Source organism: Gordonia sp. 135 (assembly GCF_009720185.1).
GTDB lineage: Bacteria > Actinomycetota > Actinomycetes > Mycobacteriales > Mycobacteriaceae > Gordonia > Gordonia alkanivorans.
Map to the genome: position 1 here is coordinate 565,145 of NZ_CP046257.1, position 16,827 is coordinate 581,971.

At 67.1% G+C, this 16,827-nt stretch carries 16 protein-coding genes; 9 read left to right on the plus strand and 7 right to left on the minus strand.

Annotation, left to right across the window (positions count from 1 at the left end; all coding sequences use genetic code 11):
* The first annotated feature begins 78 nt into the window (after positions 1–78).
* The 3 genes from GKZ92_RS02570 to GKZ92_RS02580 all read left to right on the plus strand — a co-directional run bounded on the left by GKZ92_RS02570 (position 79) and on the right by GKZ92_RS02580 (position 4,228).
* Positions 79–729 carry a GntR family transcriptional regulator gene (locus GKZ92_RS02570; protein WP_035755285.1) on the plus strand — a complete coding sequence of 217 codons (651 nt, stop codon included), beginning with the start codon at positions 79–81 and terminating at the stop codon, positions 727–729.
* A complete protein-coding gene (locus tag GKZ92_RS02575) occupies positions 726–1,991 on the plus strand; it encodes an MFS transporter (RefSeq protein WP_035755283.1) in 1,266 nt (421 codons plus the stop codon). Before GKZ92_RS02570 ends, GKZ92_RS02575 begins: the two co-directional genes overlap by 4 nt.
* Positions 1,992–2,095: 104 nt before the next feature.
* Entirely contained in the window at positions 2,096–4,228 is a 2,133-nt protein-coding gene (locus GKZ92_RS02580) for a DUF6541 family protein (RefSeq protein ID WP_035755281.1), read from the plus strand.
* Positions 4,229–4,244: 16 nt separating this feature from the next.
* Here the strand turns inward: GKZ92_RS02580 and GKZ92_RS02585 are convergent, their stop codons facing one another.
* Positions 4,245–5,849: a DUF222 domain-containing protein gene (locus GKZ92_RS02585; protein WP_006356926.1), complete on the minus strand. Its 1,605-nt coding sequence runs from the start codon at positions 5,847–5,849 to the stop codon at positions 4,245–4,247.
* 178 nt (positions 5,850–6,027) lie between these two features.
* Between GKZ92_RS02585 and GKZ92_RS02590 the strand changes: the two genes are divergently transcribed.
* Positions 6,028–6,864, plus strand: a complete 837-nt coding sequence (locus GKZ92_RS02590) for a hydrolase (protein WP_035755278.1) — start codon at positions 6,028–6,030, stop codon at positions 6,862–6,864.
* Positions 6,865–6,868: 4 nt separating this feature from the next.
* Here the strand turns inward: GKZ92_RS02590 and galE are convergent, their stop codons facing one another.
* On the minus strand, positions 6,869–7,888 hold the full coding sequence (galE, locus tag GKZ92_RS02595; protein ID WP_035755276.1) for a UDP-glucose 4-epimerase GalE: 1,020 nt from the start codon (positions 7,886–7,888) through the stop codon (positions 6,869–6,871).
* 51 nt (positions 7,889–7,939) lie between these two features.
* Positions 7,940–8,944 (minus strand): dTDP-glucose 4,6-dehydratase, encoded by a 1,005-nt coding sequence (rfbB, locus tag GKZ92_RS02600; RefSeq protein ID WP_035755273.1) that lies wholly within the window; start codon positions 8,942–8,944, stop codon positions 7,940–7,942.
* A gap of 97 nt (positions 8,945–9,041) precedes the next feature.
* On the opposite strand from rfbB, the gene rfbA reads away from it, so the two are divergent.
* Complete coding sequence (rfbA, locus tag GKZ92_RS02605) at positions 9,042–9,917, plus strand: glucose-1-phosphate thymidylyltransferase RfbA (protein WP_035755271.1); 876 nt, start codon at positions 9,042–9,044, stop codon at positions 9,915–9,917.
* A gap of 28 nt (positions 9,918–9,945) precedes the next feature.
* Positions 9,946–10,572: a dTDP-4-dehydrorhamnose 3,5-epimerase family protein gene (locus GKZ92_RS02610; protein ID WP_035755269.1), complete on the plus strand. Its 627-nt coding sequence runs from the start codon at positions 9,946–9,948 to the stop codon at positions 10,570–10,572.
* 39 nt (positions 10,573–10,611) lie between these two features.
* Here the strand turns inward: GKZ92_RS02610 and GKZ92_RS02615 are convergent, their stop codons facing one another.
* Positions 10,612–11,391 (minus strand): GntR family transcriptional regulator, encoded by a 780-nt coding sequence (locus tag GKZ92_RS02615; RefSeq protein ID WP_006356919.1) that lies wholly within the window; start codon positions 11,389–11,391, stop codon positions 10,612–10,614.
* 737 nt (positions 11,392–12,128) lie between these two features.
* Here GKZ92_RS02615 and GKZ92_RS02620 point away from each other — a divergent pair.
* Positions 12,129–12,737 (plus strand): MspA family porin, encoded by a 609-nt coding sequence (locus tag GKZ92_RS02620; protein ID WP_308218274.1) that lies wholly within the window; start codon positions 12,129–12,131, stop codon positions 12,735–12,737.
* Between the two features lie 35 nt (positions 12,738–12,772).
* Positions 12,773–13,423 carry an MspA family porin gene (locus GKZ92_RS02625; RefSeq protein WP_006356917.1) on the plus strand — a complete coding sequence of 217 codons (651 nt, stop codon included), beginning with the start codon at positions 12,773–12,775 and terminating at the stop codon, positions 13,421–13,423.
* Positions 13,424–13,542: 119 nt separating this feature from the next.
* Here the strand turns inward: GKZ92_RS02625 and GKZ92_RS02630 are convergent, their stop codons facing one another.
* Both GKZ92_RS02630 and GKZ92_RS02635 read right to left on the minus strand, forming a co-directional pair.
* The gene (locus GKZ92_RS02630; protein WP_006356916.1) at positions 13,543–13,908 is read right to left on the minus strand and encodes a DUF2304 domain-containing protein; all 366 of its coding nucleotides are present in this window, start codon (positions 13,906–13,908) and stop codon (positions 13,543–13,545) included.
* Between the two features lie 7 nt (positions 13,909–13,915).
* Positions 13,916–14,617: a glycosyltransferase family 2 protein gene (locus GKZ92_RS02635; protein WP_006356915.1), complete on the minus strand. Its 702-nt coding sequence runs from the start codon at positions 14,615–14,617 to the stop codon at positions 13,916–13,918.
* 67 nt (positions 14,618–14,684) lie between these two features.
* Here GKZ92_RS02635 and GKZ92_RS02640 point away from each other — a divergent pair, with 67 nt between their 5' ends.
* Entirely contained in the window at positions 14,685–15,551 is an 867-nt protein-coding gene (locus GKZ92_RS02640) for a glycosyltransferase family 2 protein (protein WP_035755267.1), read from the plus strand.
* On the opposite strand, the gene GKZ92_RS02645 is transcribed toward GKZ92_RS02640, so the two are convergent.
* Positions 15,529–16,827, minus strand: coding sequence for a hypothetical protein (locus GKZ92_RS02645; RefSeq protein WP_035755265.1), 1,299 nt, complete (start codon positions 16,825–16,827; stop codon positions 15,529–15,531). The genes GKZ92_RS02640 and GKZ92_RS02645 overlap by 23 nt on opposite strands.

Consider the following 16,827-nt stretch of genomic DNA (forward strand, 5'->3'; position numbering starts at 1 on the left):
CTGCTTGGGATCGTCATGGAAGGCGGGTCGGCCCAGGTCGCAGCCTCATCGCCTATTGGTAAGGTACAACTTGTGTCTATGTTGCATACCTCTGCTGAATCCGCTGCTGAGCGGGTATATGCCGAGGTCAAAGAGCGAATTCTCACAAACGAGATCGCCGGCGGTGAGCTGATCAGCGAGGGCGAGATCGCCTCGAAGTGCTCGGTGAGCCGCACTCCCGTGCGGGAGGCTTTTCTGCGTCTCGAGACCGAAGGGTGGATGCGGCTCTACCCGAAGCGGGGAGCGCTCGTGGTGCCGATCGGCGACCGCGAGAAGCGTGACGTCGTCGACGCGCGCCGCCTCCTCGAGGGACACGCCGTCCGGTCGGTCACGTCCCGGCCCGCCGCCGTCGCCGAGCTGGCCGAGCGACTCCGCGACAACCTCGCCGCCCATCGACGCGCCGACGCGACCGACGTCGCCGAGTTCTCCCGGCTCGACGCCGCGTTCCACCAGCTCATCGCCGCAGCCGGCGACAATCCGCTCCTCGCCGACTTCTACACGACGCTGGGCGAGCGGCATCGACGCATGACGATCGCCTCGGTGCATCGTGACGCCGGGGTTGCGGCGCGCATCCTCGCCGATCACCTCGATCTCCTCGGCGCCATCGAAGCCGCCGACGCCGACCGTTTCGACCACCTCCTGGCGGGGCACCTCGCCGGTGTTCACGACCTCCCGGGGGAACCCGCATGACCGACAACCGCAACCGCTTCGGATGGCCCGCCGTCTCGCTGGCCGTCTTCGCGGCCGCGTGGGGCGGCAACGAGTTCACCCCGCTGCTGGTCATGTACCGGCAGATCACCGACCTGTCGCCGGTCGTCGTCGACGCCCTGCTGTTCGCCTACGTGCTCGGCATCGTGCCCGCCCTCCTGATCGGCGGGCCGCTGTCGGACCGGTTCGGTCGGCGGCCGCTCATGCTGCCGGCACCGGTGTTCGCGGCGCTGGGCTCGGTGTTGTTGGCCGCAGGGTCTCAGTCGGCGGCCCTGCTGACCGTGGGACGCATCTGCAGCGGCATCGCACTCGGTCTGTCGATGGCGGTCGGCGGAAGCTGGATCAAGGAGCTGTCCGACCGCGACGGTGCACGGGCCGGAGTCGGCGCCGGGCGCGCGGCGATGAGCCTCACTGCCGGCTTCGGTGTCGGCGCAGGCGTCGCCGGTGTGCTCGCCCAGTGGGGCCCCTGGCCGCATGTGCTGCCGTATCTGGTGAACATCGCGATCGCGGTCTGCGCGGGAGCCCTCCTGACGGTCGTGCCGGAGACGCGATTCCGCAGTTCGACGCCGGGCCGTCTGATCGACGACCTGCGCATCCCGGCCGCCGGTCATCGACGGTTCATGTTCGTCGTCCTGCCGGTCGCGCCCTGGGTCTTCGGCGCCGCGGCGTCGGCGTACGCGATCATCCCGGCGTTGATGTCGGCACGGACTTCCGGAGCGCCGATCGCCTTTGCCGCCCTGTGCTGTGTCCTGGGACTCGGCGCCGGGTTCGGCATTCAATCGGTGGGTCGACGCATCGACGTTCCGGGGAGCTCGCGTGGCGTGGTTGTCGCCCTCACGACCCTCGTTGCGGGCATGCTCGTCGCCGCACTGGCGGCACACGTGCTGACGGTCTGGCTGTCCCTGATCGCCGCGACCCTGCTGGGTTGCGGCTACGGCATGGCGCTGATCGCCGGGCTCCTGGAGGTGCAGCGCATCGCCGGGCCCGACGACCTCGCCGGCCTGACCGCCGTCTTCTACAGCGTGACCTACCTGGGCTTCGCCGTCCCGGCGCTCCTGGCATGGATCACCGAGAAGTGGACGTCGATCACCTACACCGAGATGTTCACGTTCGGTGCGGTCGCGGCGCTGGCCTGCCTCGCCGTCGCCGCGTCGGGGCACACCAGGCATCGCCCGGAAGTCCGGCCGGTGTCCGGCGAGCGGCCGATGCGCGACGAGAGCGTCGTCACCGGACAGTCGCACTGAGACGACGCCGGGTACCCTGCTGAGTGTTTGGTCGGGGCCCGGAAGGGAGTGGAAACCGGGTCTCACCGTGGGTGTGACAAGCGAGTGTGGAAAGGCGCGGGGTGATGGTGCTGGCTGCGTGGGTCGTGATCGTGTCCGCGCTGGTGCTGATCCTGCCGGGCGCCTTCGTGGGTCGGCGGATGAACCTGCCCTGGCCGGTGGCGTTCGCGGCCGGACCGGCCATCACGTTCGCCCTGGTCTCCATCCTCACCGTCCTGTACTCGGCGGTCGGCTTCGAATGGAACGCGGTCTCGGCGCTTGTCGGCTTGGTCCTGGCCCTTGCCGGCGCCTGGCTGTACTCACGGCTGCTCGGCACGGGGATCGGACGTCGTCTCGCGCCGGTACCCACTGACACCGGCGAACCTCGCGTCGGCCGCACCGCGATCCTGCGTGCGGCTGCAGGCCTCGGGCTCGGTGGACTCATCATCGCGATCACCTGCATCCGACCGGTGGCCAAGACCGCCTTCGCGGGACTGAACAACATCTCGCAGGTGTGGGACTCGTTGTGGCACGCCAGTTCTCTGCGATGGATCGACGAGACCGGGATCGGTTCGGCCATGCGCATGGGCGAGCTGATGAACTACGACACCCAGGGGTTCAACTACTACCCGAACACGTGGCATGCGCTGGGTGCCTTGCTGTTCCCGCTGACCGGCGCGAACCCGGTCGAGCTGTACAACACGTATTCGCCTGCGGTGCTGGCCGTCACGGTCCCGCTGGGTGTGGCGTCGTTGGCCTACTGGTTCGCCCGGCACCGCTACGGCGTCGACAACTCTGCGTTGATCGCCGGCACGGCCGCCGCCGTCGCCGCGCTGTTCCCGTCGCTGCCGTACGTCGAGGTGCAGCTGACCTCGGTGCCCAATGCCGTCGGCGTGAGTCTGGCTCCGGTAGCAGCGGTCCTGGTTCTGAGCGTCGTCCGAGACCGGTCGCGAGTGGCACCTGCGGCCCTGGCCGTGGCCGGCGTGACCGCAACGCATCCGTCCGGTCTGATTCTCGTCGGCGTCATCGTCGGCCTGTGGTGGCTGTGTGAGGGTCTGTGGCGTCCGGCGACGAGTCGTTTGGCAGATCTCGCGACCCTGGCTGTCACCGCCGTCCTCACGATGATCTTGATCTCCCCCGTGGTGATCGGCACGATCCGCGTCGCCGACACCAACGAACTCCCGTTCTTCGACTTCCGGGAAGAAGGGATCGGAGTGCTGCGCGGCCTGGCGCAGGGCGCGTTCAACGGCACGATCCCGCTGGAGCTCAACCACTTCCCGATCTGGCCGCTGATCATCGTGACCGTCCTCGGCCTCGGGGTGCTGGCCTGGCTGCGATGCTGGGCGGGACTCGCCGTCTGGCTGGTCTTCGCGCTCGTGACGACCAACTCGGTGGTCTCGCTCGGTCTGCTGTCGTACCCGCTCGGCGCCATCGGCGGCTACTTCTACAACTCGCCGCACCGCCTCACCTTCGTCGTCGCCATCTTCTCGGCCGCGGCCGCGGGTGTCGCGATCGGCGTCGCGGTGATCGCGCTCATCGGCGTCATCGGACGGCGATTCGGGCAATCCGACGAGACGTCCGTCAAGGGCAACGCTCGCGCGGGTTGGCTGGTCGCGTCGACATACGTGGTGCTACTCGCATTGATCGCCGGTGCCGCGGTGGTCCGCTACCCGCCGAATGCGCAGATCGCCTCGAAGGAACGCGGCGGCAAGTACGTCGGCCCCGACGACCTCGCCGCCTACGCGTGGCTCGCCTCGCAGCCCGACGCCCGAGACGTGCTCGTCCTCAACAACCTCGACCAGGGCACCGGCTGGCTGTACCCGGTCACCGGCGTCACCCCGATGTTCCCGTTCTATCGGGCCAACGAGTTCTCCGAGCGGCAACGCGACCTTTTCTGGGGTGTCGCGAAGATCGGCGCCGACCCCGCGATCGACCAGATCGTCCGGGACATGAACGTGCACTATGTGATCGACTCCCCGACGAGTTACTGGGAGTTCCAGCGCGGCCGACCCGATCCGGCGAACGGCCACCAGGGCGACCCGTTCCTGGAGCTGCGCGAGAACGGCGCTCCTGGACTGACAGAGGTGTTCCGCCAGGGCGAGGCCGTCGTCTACCGCGTCAACGACCTGGTCTACCCGCCGCCACCGCCTGTCGAGGGTGCACCGGCTGAAGGCGTGCCGCCAGTGGAGGCTCCGCCGGTTCCGGTCCCCGCTCCCTGAGCTGTGAGGAGTGCTCCTATCCTGAGTGCCCGTACGCGTGGTTGAGAAGTGCTGAGGCGACTACGAGTTCGACGGGTGTGGCGTGACGGAGGTCGATGACTTCACGCAGGTGGAGGCGTGGGGTATCGCCGGACGCCTTGTCAGGTCCGTGGATTTCGGTGCGCACGTGTTGTAGGTGTTCGGCGAATCGGCGGGGTATGTCGGGTCGCCGGTTGATGCGTTCGGGGTTGGGTGGGGCGCCGGGTTGGGTGTTGAGTCGCCAGGCGCAGCGGCCTTCGTCGGGTCCTTCGCGGACCATGCGGGTGGTGTATTGGCCGGGTTGGTCGCCGACCATTCGGTTGTGTTTCGGGCAGGCGGGGGTGAGGTCGGTGATGTCGGTGAGTCCGCCGAGTCCCCAATCGAGTTGGGCGTGATGCATTTCCACGTGTGCGGCGGATTGGTCGCAGTCGGGTGTGGAGCAGTTTTCGCCGTCGGGTCGGGCGAAGGAGACGAGGCGTTGTTCGCGGGTGGCGAGGCGTTTGCCGCGGCCGAAGTAGAGCGGGACGGCGGTGGCGTCTTTGAACACGGCCAGCCAGGGTTGGGCGTCGGCGGCCATGCGGATGACATCGTCGATCGGGATGAGGGTGCCGGTGGCGGTGGTGGCGAACCCGGCTTCGCGGAGTAGATCGTTGAGGTCGGCTTTGAAGATCATCTGCATCGGCAACCCGCGGTGGCTTTTGCCGAGCATGCCGTCCTCCAACACCGCTTTCAGGAGGGCGTTGAAGGCGTCGTGGTTGAGCTGGGCCGGGGTGCGGTCATCACGTTCGGCAGCAGCGGCAACGGCGTCGGGGTCGGCGTCCTCGATCGACCCCCGCGGGGAGTCGGGGTCGTCGGGGTTGTTCATGCCGGGTTTCGCCCAGACGGCGAGCAGCATGGTGACCCGGGCAAGGAGTTCAGGGGTGAGGGTGGCGGTGAGTTTGGCGGTGCCGTCGGCGCGTTGCCGGTTCACGTACAGATTCCGGCGACGTTTGCGGTCGGTGTCGTCGGTGAGTGTGCCGTCGGGGTCGAGGTGGGCCAGTAGCCGCGAGCCGAGGGCGGTGATGTCGGCGGGGGTGTGGTCAACGGCGATCTCGGCCATCTGTCGTTCGGCGGCGACTTTGACGTCGTGGTCGGTGGCGTGCGGGATCTGGTCGAGTACATCGAGTACTGCCCGGACGTGGGAGGTGCTGACCTTGCCGTCGGCCAATGCCTCTGCCAGAGCAGGGCGTTCGGGTTCGAGTGGTTCACCGGTCGGGCTGAGGTGGGTGGCGGTCGCGTGGCGTTGTCTGGTGCGGCGCATGGGGTCGGCCACGCGCAGGCGGTGGGTCATGAACTGGGTGATGCTGCGGTGGCCGGTCTTGTGGGGCAGGTCGCGGTCGGCGATCTCGACGATTTGCCGGTCGCCGGCGAAAGTCATTCGGGCGATTGCCCGTTCGGTCTCGGCAGCGACGTCGACGAGCTCGGCATCCGAACACTGTGTCAGATCAACAGTCTGCAGCTCGGTGGTGATCCGGTGCAGTTCACTCAGAAGTTCTTCTGCGCGCGAAGTGGGACCATCAGCCTGAGAGATCTCGGTCAAGACGGTCACCCCCCCCGGAAACATCGTGCGAATATATGTTCGACAGTACACCCGATTAGCCAGTGCTGCAACGATTGTCGCCAGAAATACGTCGCAAGGGTTTTGTCGGTGTCGCCTGGTATTGTCCACATCTCGTCGGTTCGCCGTCCGAATCTGTGCGGAACCACTGACCTGTTGACCGGGCCCGCGTTAGCGTCGAACCATGCAGCCGTGGATGTGCGTTTTCTGCGCAAACGAGTTCGCTCCCGACGCCGACCTACCCGAGGTCTGCCCGATCTGTGACGACGACCGGCAATGGATCCCGACGAGCGGGCAGCAGTGGACCCGGCTTGACGAGAACGCCGACAACGCGCTCGATGTTGCCGAAGAGGAGCCGGGTCTCATCCGGCTGTCGCTGCGACCGGCGGTCGGCATCGGGCAACGAGGATTCCTGGTGGCCACCCTGAACGGCAATATCCTCTGGGAGCCGCCGGGGTTCATCGGTCCGTCCCTCGTCGGCTGGCTGGAAGAGCACGGCGGTGTCGAGGCCATCGCCGCCAGCCACCCGCACCTCTACGGCGCGAGTGTCTCGCTCAGTCATCGGTTCGGCGGGGTCCCGGTCTTCTACAACGATCTCGATCGTCGATGGCTGACCCGGCCGGACCCCGTGGTCGAGTTCTGGTCCGGCGAAGCCGAGGTTCTCGGCGGAGTGCGACTCATCCAGTGCGGCGGACATTTTCCCGGCAGCGCTGTGCTGCACCTACCGGACGCCGCCGACGGTCGGGGAGCGCTGCTGACCGGCGACACCGTCAAAGGTGTCATGCAGCCGGGAATGGTGACGTTCATGCGCAGCTATCCGAACATGATCCCGTTGTCGCCCAGGCTCGTTCGTCAGATCGTCGACCGGGTCACGGCCCTGCCGTTCGACCGGCTGTACGACGCATTCGGCGTCGTCGTGGACAAGGACGCACGCGAGGTCGTCGAGACGTCGGCCCGGCGCTACATCGGGTGGGCCACCGACGAGATCATCGATCCCGACGATTCGTACGCGGCTCGGTGACGGTTCAGGCGTCGGGGTAGCCCGTCGGGTTCTCGGACTGCCATCGCCACGTGTCGACGCACATGTCGTCGATTGTCTTGGTGGCGTGCCAGTTCAGATCGGCGTTCGCCCGGGTGGGATCGGCATACGACGCGGCGATGTCACCGGGTCGGCGGGGTGCGATCTCGTACGGGATCGGCTTGCCGCTGGCCTTCTCGAAGGCGTGGACGACCTCGAGGACCGAGACACCCTGCCCGGTACCGAGGTTCCACGTCGACATGCCGGTGTCGCCGGTGCTGATCCGGTCCAGAGCGGCGACGTGTCCGGCGGCGAGGTCGTCGACGTGGATGTAGTCGCGGACGCCGGTGCCGTCAGGGGTGTCGTAGTCGTCGCCGAAGACCGACAGCTTCTCGCGCCGGCCCACCGCGACCTGCGCGACGAACGGCATCAGATTGTTCGGGATGCCCGACGGGTCTTCGCCGATCTGACCGCTCGGGTGCGCGCCCACCGGGTTGAAGTAGCGCAGCGCGGCGATCCGCCAGGCGTCGGAACTGGCGGCGACGTCGCGCAGCACTTGCTCGATCATCACCTTCGTCCAGCCGTACGGATTGGTGGCCGACGTCGGGAGGTCCTCGGTCATCGGTAGCTCGGGGTCCGCACCGTAGACGGTCGCCGACGACGAGAACACCAGCGTGTGGACGTCGTGGCGTTCCATCGCCCGCAACAGCGAGAACGTGGTGCCGAGGTTGTTCTGGTAGTAGTCCAGCGGCTTGGCCACCGATTCGCCGACCGCCTTGTACCCGGCGAAATGGATGACCGCGTCGACGTCCTCGTGAGCGAAGAAGTGTTCGGTCTTGTCCACGTCCGCGAGGTCGAAGGCGTGCACCGGGATGGAACGACCGCTCAACGCCTCGAGCCGACCGACCACGGTGGGCTTGGCGTTGCTGAAGTCGTCGACGATGACGACGTCATGACCGGCGGAGACCAGCTGGATCACGGTGTGCGAGCCGATGTAGCCCGCGCCGCCGCTGACGAGTACGCGCATGAAACCACCGTAGGCGGCGGACCTGGGAGAACGCCAAACGACCGGCAGCGGTCAGCCCGTCACCCGCTCGGTGGCGGCGTATTTCTGTTCGACGGCGTCCTTGGCGGGCTGCCACCAGTCGGTGTTGTCGCGGTACCAGTCGATGGTGGCGGCCAGGCCGGCGCGGAAGTCGTTGTAGTTGGGTTGCCAGCCGAGTTCGGTGCGTAGGCGGGTGGAGTCGATGGCGTAGCGGCGGTCGTGGCCGGGGCGGTCGGTGACGAAGTCGAACGCGTCGGTGGGTTGGTCGAGGAGTTCGAGGATGGTTTCGACGACGGTGCGGTTGTCGACCTCGCCGTCGGCGCCGATCAAGTAGGTCTCGCCGATCCGGCCCTGGTCGATGATGGTCCACACCGCGTCGTTGTGGTCGTCGACGTGGATCCAGTCGCGGACGTTGCGGCCGTCGCCGTAGAGCTTGGGGCGCTCACCGGAGAGGACGTTGGTGATCTGGCGGGGGATGAACTTCTCGATGTGCTGATACGGGCCGTAGTTGTTCGAGCAGTTGGAGATGGTCGCGGCGACGCCGAAGGACCGCACCCACGCCCGAACGAGAAGGTCGGAACCGGCTTTGGTCGAGGAATACGGGCTCGACGGGTTGTAGGCCGTGTGCTCGGTGAAGCGGGCCGGGTCGTCGAGGTCGAGGTCGCCGTAGACCTCGTCGGTGCTGATGTGGTGGTAGCGCACCTGATGGGCGCGCACGGCTTCGAGCAGCGTGTAGGTGCCCACCAGGTTGGTGTGTACGAAGGCCGAGGGGTCGGCCAGGGAGTTGTCGTTGTGGGATTCGGCGGCGAAGTGCACCACCAGATCGGCCTCGCTCACCAACCTGTGGACCAGGGCGGCGTCGGCGATGTCGCCTTCGATCAGTTCGACGCGGTCGGCGACCGGGGCGAGGGTTTCGGGGTTGGCGGCGTAGGTGAGTTTGTCCAGGACCCGAATTGAGACGTCGGGGCGGGTGGCCAGGGTGCGCAGCACGAAGTTGGCGCCGATGAAACCGGCACCACCGGTCACGAGAACACGCACGTCGTTCCTTCCGCCAGAGGTATTCGTGGACGTCACTCTACCGAGGCGCCGGGTGTGCACTCGGTGAGCCGGATCGTCGGGCACTAGGCTGAAGCGCATGCGAGGGATCATTCTGGCCGGTGGTACGGGCACGCGCCTGCACCCGATCACGCAGGGTGTGAGCAAGCAGCTCGTCCCGGTCTACGACAAGCCGATGATCTATTACCCGCTCTCGACGCTGATGCTCGCCGGTATCCGCGACATCCTCATCATCACCACTCCGCACGACGCGCCGGCCTTCCAGGGGTTGCTCGGCAACGGTGACCAGTTCGGCATCAACCTCACCTACAAGACCCAACCCTCACCCGACGGACTCGCGCAGGCCTTCACGCTCGGCGCCGACCACATCGGCGACGAGTCGGTGGCACTCGTGCTGGGCGACAACATTTTCTACGGTCCCGGTCTCGGCAGTCAGTTGCAGGGCTTCGAGAACGTCGACGGCGGTGCGGTCTTCGCCTACTGGGTGTCCAATCCAGAGGCCTATGGGGTGGTCGACTTCGACGCGAACGGTACCGCGATCTCGCTGGAAGAGAAGCCGGCACAACCGAAGTCGAGCTTCGCCGTGCCCGGTCTGTACTTCTACGACAACGACGTGGTCGAGATCGCCCGAGGTCTCGAGCCCAGCGCCCGCGGTGAGTACGAGATCACCGACATCAACGCCCACTATCTCGAACGCGGCAAACTGTCGGTGACGGTCCTGCCGCGTGGCACCGCCTGGCTCGACACCGGAACCTTCGACAGCCTTCTCGACGCCGGTAACTTCGTGCGTACCGTCGAACAACGCCAGGGTCTCAAGATCGCTGTGCCGGAAGAGATCGCGTGGCGTCGGGGCTTTCTCGACGACGACGGGCTCCGGTCCCGCGCGGAGAAGCTGCGCAAGTCCGGCTACGGTGACTACCTGCTCGAAATCCTCCAGCGAGGCAAGGGGTTTTGAGTACACATCCGACGCGAAAGGCTTATCCATGAAGGTGCGACCGCTCACGATCGACGGCGCGTGGGAACTCACGCCGGTCCAGCACGGTGACGCACGCGGCCTGTTCGCCGAGGCCTTCAAAGGGGACCTGCTCGCCGAGGTGATCGGCCATCGCTTCGACCTTGCCCAGGTCAACCTGTCGGTGTCGGCGGCGGGTGTGCTGCGCGGTGTGCACTTCGCCGATGTGCCTCCCGGACAGGCGAAGTACGTCACCTGTGCGTCGGGCGCCATCCTCGACGTCATCGTCGACATCCGCGTGGGGTCCCCGACCTTCGGCACCTACGACACCGTCCTGCTCGACGACGTCGACCGCCGTGCTGTTTATCTGTCGGAGGGGCTCGGACATGCGTTCTGCGCGCTGGCCGACAACTCGACCGTCACCTACCTCTGCTCCACCGGGTACAACCCGTCCGGTGAACACGGCATCAATCCGCTCGACCCCGAACTCGGCATCGAGTGGCCGACGCACGCCCGCGACGGGTCGCCGCTGGAGTACGAACTGTCCGAGAAGGACACTGCCGCACCGGGTCTCACCGAGGCACGCGAGTCGGGGCTGCTTCCGGATCGCGACGACGTAACCGCATTCCTGCGGGGGCTCGCCGGCGATCAGCTGTAGTGACCTGACGCGTGTCGTCAGCCGCCGTATGCCGCTCGGTCACTCACTGATCTCGACATCGAAACGCATGGTCGTGGCGTAACGGTCGGCGGGGTGAATTCCCTCGAAGACCCCGATGAGCCCGTCCTCGGTGATGAATCGCCGCGTTATCGCGAGTGCCGGGCTGCCGGCTGCCGCCCGAAGATGCTCGGCTTCATGGTCGTCCAACAGGGTGACCGCGATGGACTGTTCCAGACTCTGCAGGGTCAAGCCGAACTGGCGGGTGATGCGAGGGAACACGGCAGTTTGCGCATCTGCAACACGGTCTCGGACCGCGACGGCGTATTTGGTGGGAATGTAGTAGGTGTTGAAACCCATGGGCAGGGGATTGTCGACGGTTCGTCTCAGCCCCGTCCACTTGAGCCAGTCGCGCGCGTCGCCGAGGAGGAGACGACGACTGTCGAACACCGCGGCCGGTCCCGGCTCATCGATCAATTCGAACCGGGTGCTCTCGGTGTACTGCCGCACAGCATTGTCCTCGTCCGATGCCCGCAGGATGTAGCGTGCCTGCGAGACGTACGACAGCACCGTGGTTCCGACGCCCCGCTGGCGGGAGATCAGTCCGCTCTGTCGCAGATCTGCCATCGCGGCACGGACCGTGTGGCGCGAGACGCCGAATCGGGCGCACAGTTCCATCTCGGTCGGGAACTTGCTGCCGATGTCGTATTCGCCTGCCGCGATCTCTGCCCGAAGCGTTCGCGAGAGCTCGCGATGGAGCGGGCCGCCGCGCCTGTCGCGTGGACTGTTCGGCTCGCTGTCTGAGTTCTCGGATTCGGTCACGGAGTTCCTTGATGTAGAGCGTCGGTCGACTGCGTACCGTCCTATCAGAAGTCGTCCCCGTTGGGGTGTGTGGCGCTGGTTTCGGACGTGCGTCTCCCGCAATGTCCGGACTTGGATGAGGACCAGCGGCGCCGCAGTGGACGGGTTGAGCGTTCTCGTGCACGCACGCCAAATGGGTCGCGTCGGCGTCCGAGTTCGTCGCCGTGCAAACCGCCGAGCACGCCCGACGATGGTACGAAAGCCCAGTGAGACAACATTTCCTGTCTGTCTCCCAGTAGCCTGCCGGCATCGGTGGCATCCCGGCGACCTCGCCTTTTGATGATCGTACGCGCGGGCCGATCGCCGTGCCTGGTGGTAGAAGGTGGGATGCGTCACTGGACGACCCTTGTGGAGATCTGGGTCTCTGGGCTATACATTGTCCGTACAAATGAACGGCATCACGAAAGGCAGTGCGCGCTCGCGCGTGCGGTGCCGGCCGAAGCCGGACTCGCCACGCACCTGAGTCGGCCGTCCAGAGCATCGCGTGGAGGTGCGTGCGGCGAGTTCTCCGATCCGTGCAAGTGAGGTCGAAAGATGCTGTCCGGGTAGCGACTTCATCACTGAACACGTCGGCCTCGACGAGAAGTCGGGCTGCTGCGTGCGTTCGACAACCGTGGCTTGTGGGCCGTCGGTCTCTTCGGCGTGCGTCCGTGCCCGGTGATGTCCGAACAAATGTCCTGCGAAGAAGGGTTCTAGGAGTGAAACAAGTAGGTATGGCGGTAGCGGCGGCGGCGTTGGTGCTGCTGGCATCGGGAACCTCACCGGCTTCGGCGGCTCCGCTGCCGAACGGGTACAAGAAGGTGTCCGAGGGTGCCGTGACGGTGCAGACCTGGCGTACGGGCGAAACCGCGATGCCCGCGACGTCGATGGCCGCCAACGGCATCGGGCGTTCAGCGGTGCTATCGGGCGAGGTCACGACGCGGGTGTCGAAGGGGGAGGGCCGGCTGAGGGTCGGGTACCTCGTCGGCTGCCAGGTCTCGGTCGGCAACCTGACCGCCGGGGTGTCCGGGACGCTGTCCGCGGCCCCGACGGTCTCTGGCAGTATCTCGTTCCCGCTGGCGCCGGGCGAGATCAAGGCCGTCCAGTTGTCCGTGCAACCCATCGTCGACGGACTGGCTCGGTATCAGTATTCCGGGCTGGAGGTCGAAGTGCAGGGTTGTGGTGGATTCGCGCAGGCCCGTTCCTTCGCGAAGGTGGAGGCAGTCGAGGGATACGCCGTCGATGCAGGCACCACGGCGAACAACATCGGCGGCGAGGGTGCCTACGTGCAGTCGACCCTCTACGGCAAGCCGTTCAGCCTCAACTGAGCCGAATTACCCAGCGAGAGAGAAGAACACAGCGGATGAATAACAAGAGTCTGGCCGTTCGCGGAGTAGTCGCCCTGGCCGTCGTAGCCGGGGCAGGTTCTGCCCTGGGGGCGGGTTCGGCCGTCGCGGGACCACTGCCGGGCGGTTCGGCATACGAAGACCTCGGCGGCGGCACGTCGATGACCGCGAAGCTGGCCGAGGAGCGGGTCTCCTACCAGCGATCGGGTGTGGCCGCGGTGCCGACCAGCCGCGAGGTCTGGGTCAGTGGCAAGGTGCGCGTGTCCCTGACGGGCAAGGCGACCGGTGGCATCATCAAGGGCGGCTACGTGGTGGGCTGCCAGGTCAATCTGGCGGGTGTCGGATTCTCGGGCAATTCGACGGCGAACCAGTCCGGCATGGCGTCGGCCGGCGCCGGTTCCACGCTGTCCCTGGGACCCGGTCAGGCGGCGTATGTGCCGATCATCAACCAGACCAATTCGCTGGTCGATGCCGACAACGAGCTGTACCGGATCAACGGGTACAAGTTCGCCGGCACGAGCGCATCCGTCGCCTACAGCCAGGAACCGTTGCGGGTCAACGGATGCGCCGGGTACGCCCAGGCGCGGGCGCGGATGTCCATCCAGGTCACGGCGGGCGGGCTCAAGAGCGAGACCGTCCTGTGGGGCAAGCCGTTCAGCTTGGGCTGATCAAGGTTCCCTCTCACGGGTGAGGCGGTTCCCACTTCGGACAGGTGCGTCGGAGTGGGGACCGCTCGCCGTGGTCGAGAGCCGTGGTCGAGAGCCGAGGCGCCGCACTATACGAGCCCTCAGTCCTGAACGCCGTCGGTCTCTCCCGGTCGGTGCGGCTTCTCGGCATTCTGCAACGCGATGGCGCGGGCGAGGCGGGCGTACTTGACCTCGAGGTCGCGGAACCGCAGGTATGTGGACACCGTGGTGAACGCGAACGCGATGACCAGTAGGAACAGCACGAGGTCGAGGCCGCGTTGGATTCCGATCTTGTTCGCGACCCAGGTGACGTCGTCCTGGCGCAGCATCGCGTAGAGGCCGAAGCCGACGAAGGCGACGAACAGGATCTTCACACCGGCCGACGACCGGGCGGTGCCGCGGTTGACGACAAAGAAGCCGACGAGCGCGAGCAGGCCGATGATCGCGAGGATCTGGAACCAGATCATGCGTTGTTCACTTCCTCATCCGGGTGTGGAACAGGCCGTCGGCGACGATGTTGACGCCGTTGATCAGCGATTGTCCCTTCGCGCGTGAGTATTCGGTGTAGAGGATCGTGACCGGTTGCTCGGCGACCCGCCACTTGTGGTGGTCGATCAGCGCGATGAACTCCGATGCGTGACTCATCCCGCTCATGAGGAGGTCGAGGTCGTCGGCGACCTTTTTGTTGAAGACACGAAGTCCGTTGTGCGCATCGGACAATCCGAGCCGCCGCGTGCGCGGGCTGAGGAAGACGATGGTGCGCAGGGCCATTCGACGCAACACCGGGACGGACTCGCTGCGGCCCTCGGCGAAGCGGGTGCCGACGATGATGTCGACCGGTTCGGTTCGCAGGCGGGCGACCATCGCCGACACGTCGTCGACCTGATGCTGGCCATCGGCGTCGAAGGTGACGAAGAAGCGCGCGCCGGGCTGCTTGCGGGCGTACTCGACGCCGGTCTGGATGGCGGCGCCCTGCCCGAGGTTCACCGGGTGCCGCACGAGATGGACGCCGGCGGCCCTGATCTCCTCGGCCGAGTTGTCCGACGAGCCGTCGTCGACGCAGACGATGTTGGGAAATGTCTCGCGCGCCTTGGCGGCGACCCCCCGGATCACCTGTCCCTCATTGAAGACGGGTACCACCAGCCAGACGTCGGCATTGGTGATGGGGTCGGCCATGGTGAACAACCCTAACCCGGCCGGTCGCGGTACTCATCGCCCGGCACGGCCCGGCTAGTCTTGTCGGGTGCCGATCGACGTGATGATGCCCTTCTACGGCGACGTCGCGCAGTTCCGCGAGGCGGTGACCAGCGTCCTCGACCAGGGTGACCCGGATCTGCGGCTCGTGGTGGTCGACGACTGCTATCCCGACCCCACGCCCCGCGAATGGCTCGCCTCGCTGAACGACGCCCGCGTCCGCTACGTGCGCAACCACACCAACCTCGGCGTCAACGGCAACTTCCGGCGCTGCGTCGACCTCGTGACCGCCGACTGGTTCGTCGTCATGGGCTGCGACGACGTGATGCACGCCGACTACCTGGCGACGGTCCGCACCCTGGCCGGGCACCACCCGGACGCGTCGGTCATCGCGCCCGGAGTCGACGTCATCGACGAGAACGGCCGTGCGGTGCGTCCGCTGGGGGACCGGATGAAGAACGTGCTGGCGCCCTCCCGGGCGACCGTGCTGTCCGGTGAACGCCTCGCGACCAGCCTCTACCACGGCAACTGGACGTACTTCCCGTCGTTGCTGTGGCGGACCGCCGCGGTGCGTGAGGTGGGTTTCCGGCCGGGACTGGAGATCGTCCTCGACCTTGCGCTCCTCGTCGACCTTGCCGCCGCCGACGGCTCACTGGTCTACGACCCCGAGGTCGTGTTCTCCTACCGCCGCCACAGCGCGTCAGTGAGTTCGGTGCAGGCCGTCGACGGACGGCGCTTCGACGAGGAGAACCGCTTCTTCGCGGAGGAGGCGCAGCGGTGCGCGGAACGCGGCTGGCCCAAGGCGGCGCGGGCGGCCCGGCTGCATGTGACCTCGAGGATGAACCACCTGCAGGCGCGGGTTGGTGCGCAGGTCGGCAAGGTTTCGACGGGGCTCACCCGGCGACAGGGGCACTAGGCCGCCGCAGCACCCCGACCATGTGCACGCCGAGGCCCACGAGTGGTCCGACGACGAGGGCGACGCAGGTCCGGACCTCGACGTCGGCCGGGATCAGCAGCATCCCGACCGCGACCACGGTCGCGACCCACCACCCGGCCGCATACCAGCGGTGCGCGCCGGCGGCGATCGCGGCGGCACCGGTGACGGTCAGCAGGGCCAGGCACGTGGCACCTGCGGTGAGGAGTGCGACGACGTAGCCGTCGAGGTCGAAGTCGGCGCCGAAGACCGACCGGAGCAGCCAGGGCCCGACCAGCCACGCGGCCGCGACCCCGACCCCGCCGACGATGCCGACGATGCCGAGCGGAGCGGCCAGCGCGGCGATCCGCCGATCGCGGCCGTCCACGAATCGCGAGATCAGCACGCCCTGGAAGCTGTTGAGCGGCACCAGCAGCGGGGCACGCGTGAGTGTCACCGCCAGGATGAGTGCGCCGATGATCCGGGCCTCGTCGGCGTCGGGGGTGCCGCGCAGGTTGGCAGTCAGGTTGATCAGCACCGGGAAGCCCATGACGAGAACGGCACTCGCCGCGGCGGCGGCCATCGCGGTCAGGGTGTTGGTGGTGAGTCGACGCGGCGACACGTCCCCGCCGATCCCGACCGCCCGGCGGGCCGCCGATGAACCGAGCAGCAGCAGGCCCCACGACGCGGAACCGATGACGGTGATGACCAGGAATGCTGTGGTGCCCCAGCCGGCGGCCACCGCGACGACGGCACCGGCGAGACGGATCAGCGCGTCGACAGACAGCAACACCGCGAACGACGACCAGCTCAGCATCCCGGACAGGGCGCCGCACAGGTGTGCGTACACCGCGAAGCTCGCCACCCCGACCGACAGCAACGCCACCGACAGCCAACGCTGATCGGTGAACACCTGACCGCTCCACAGCGGCGAGGTCGCGGCCACGAGCGCGGCCAGGCCGACTCCGATCCCGACGTTCACGGGCAACGGTCGCGACCGGACGGCATCGTCGGAGGCCGCGCGCACGGCACGCGTCGTCTCCTGCAGCTGACCGTTCTGCGCACCGGTGACGAGGCCGTAGGCCGCCCAGAACACCGCGAAGACTCCGTACCCGATCGCGCCGAGATGTCGTGCGGCCAAGAGCAGCACGACATAGCCCGACGCGGCGGCGATGAGCGTCGCGATCGTGACGCGTCCCAGCGACCGCGCGTCGGTGTCGGTTCCCTCGGCCGCGCCGGAAGGGGAGTCCGGCGTCGGTGCCGGCGTGTCCGTCGTCAT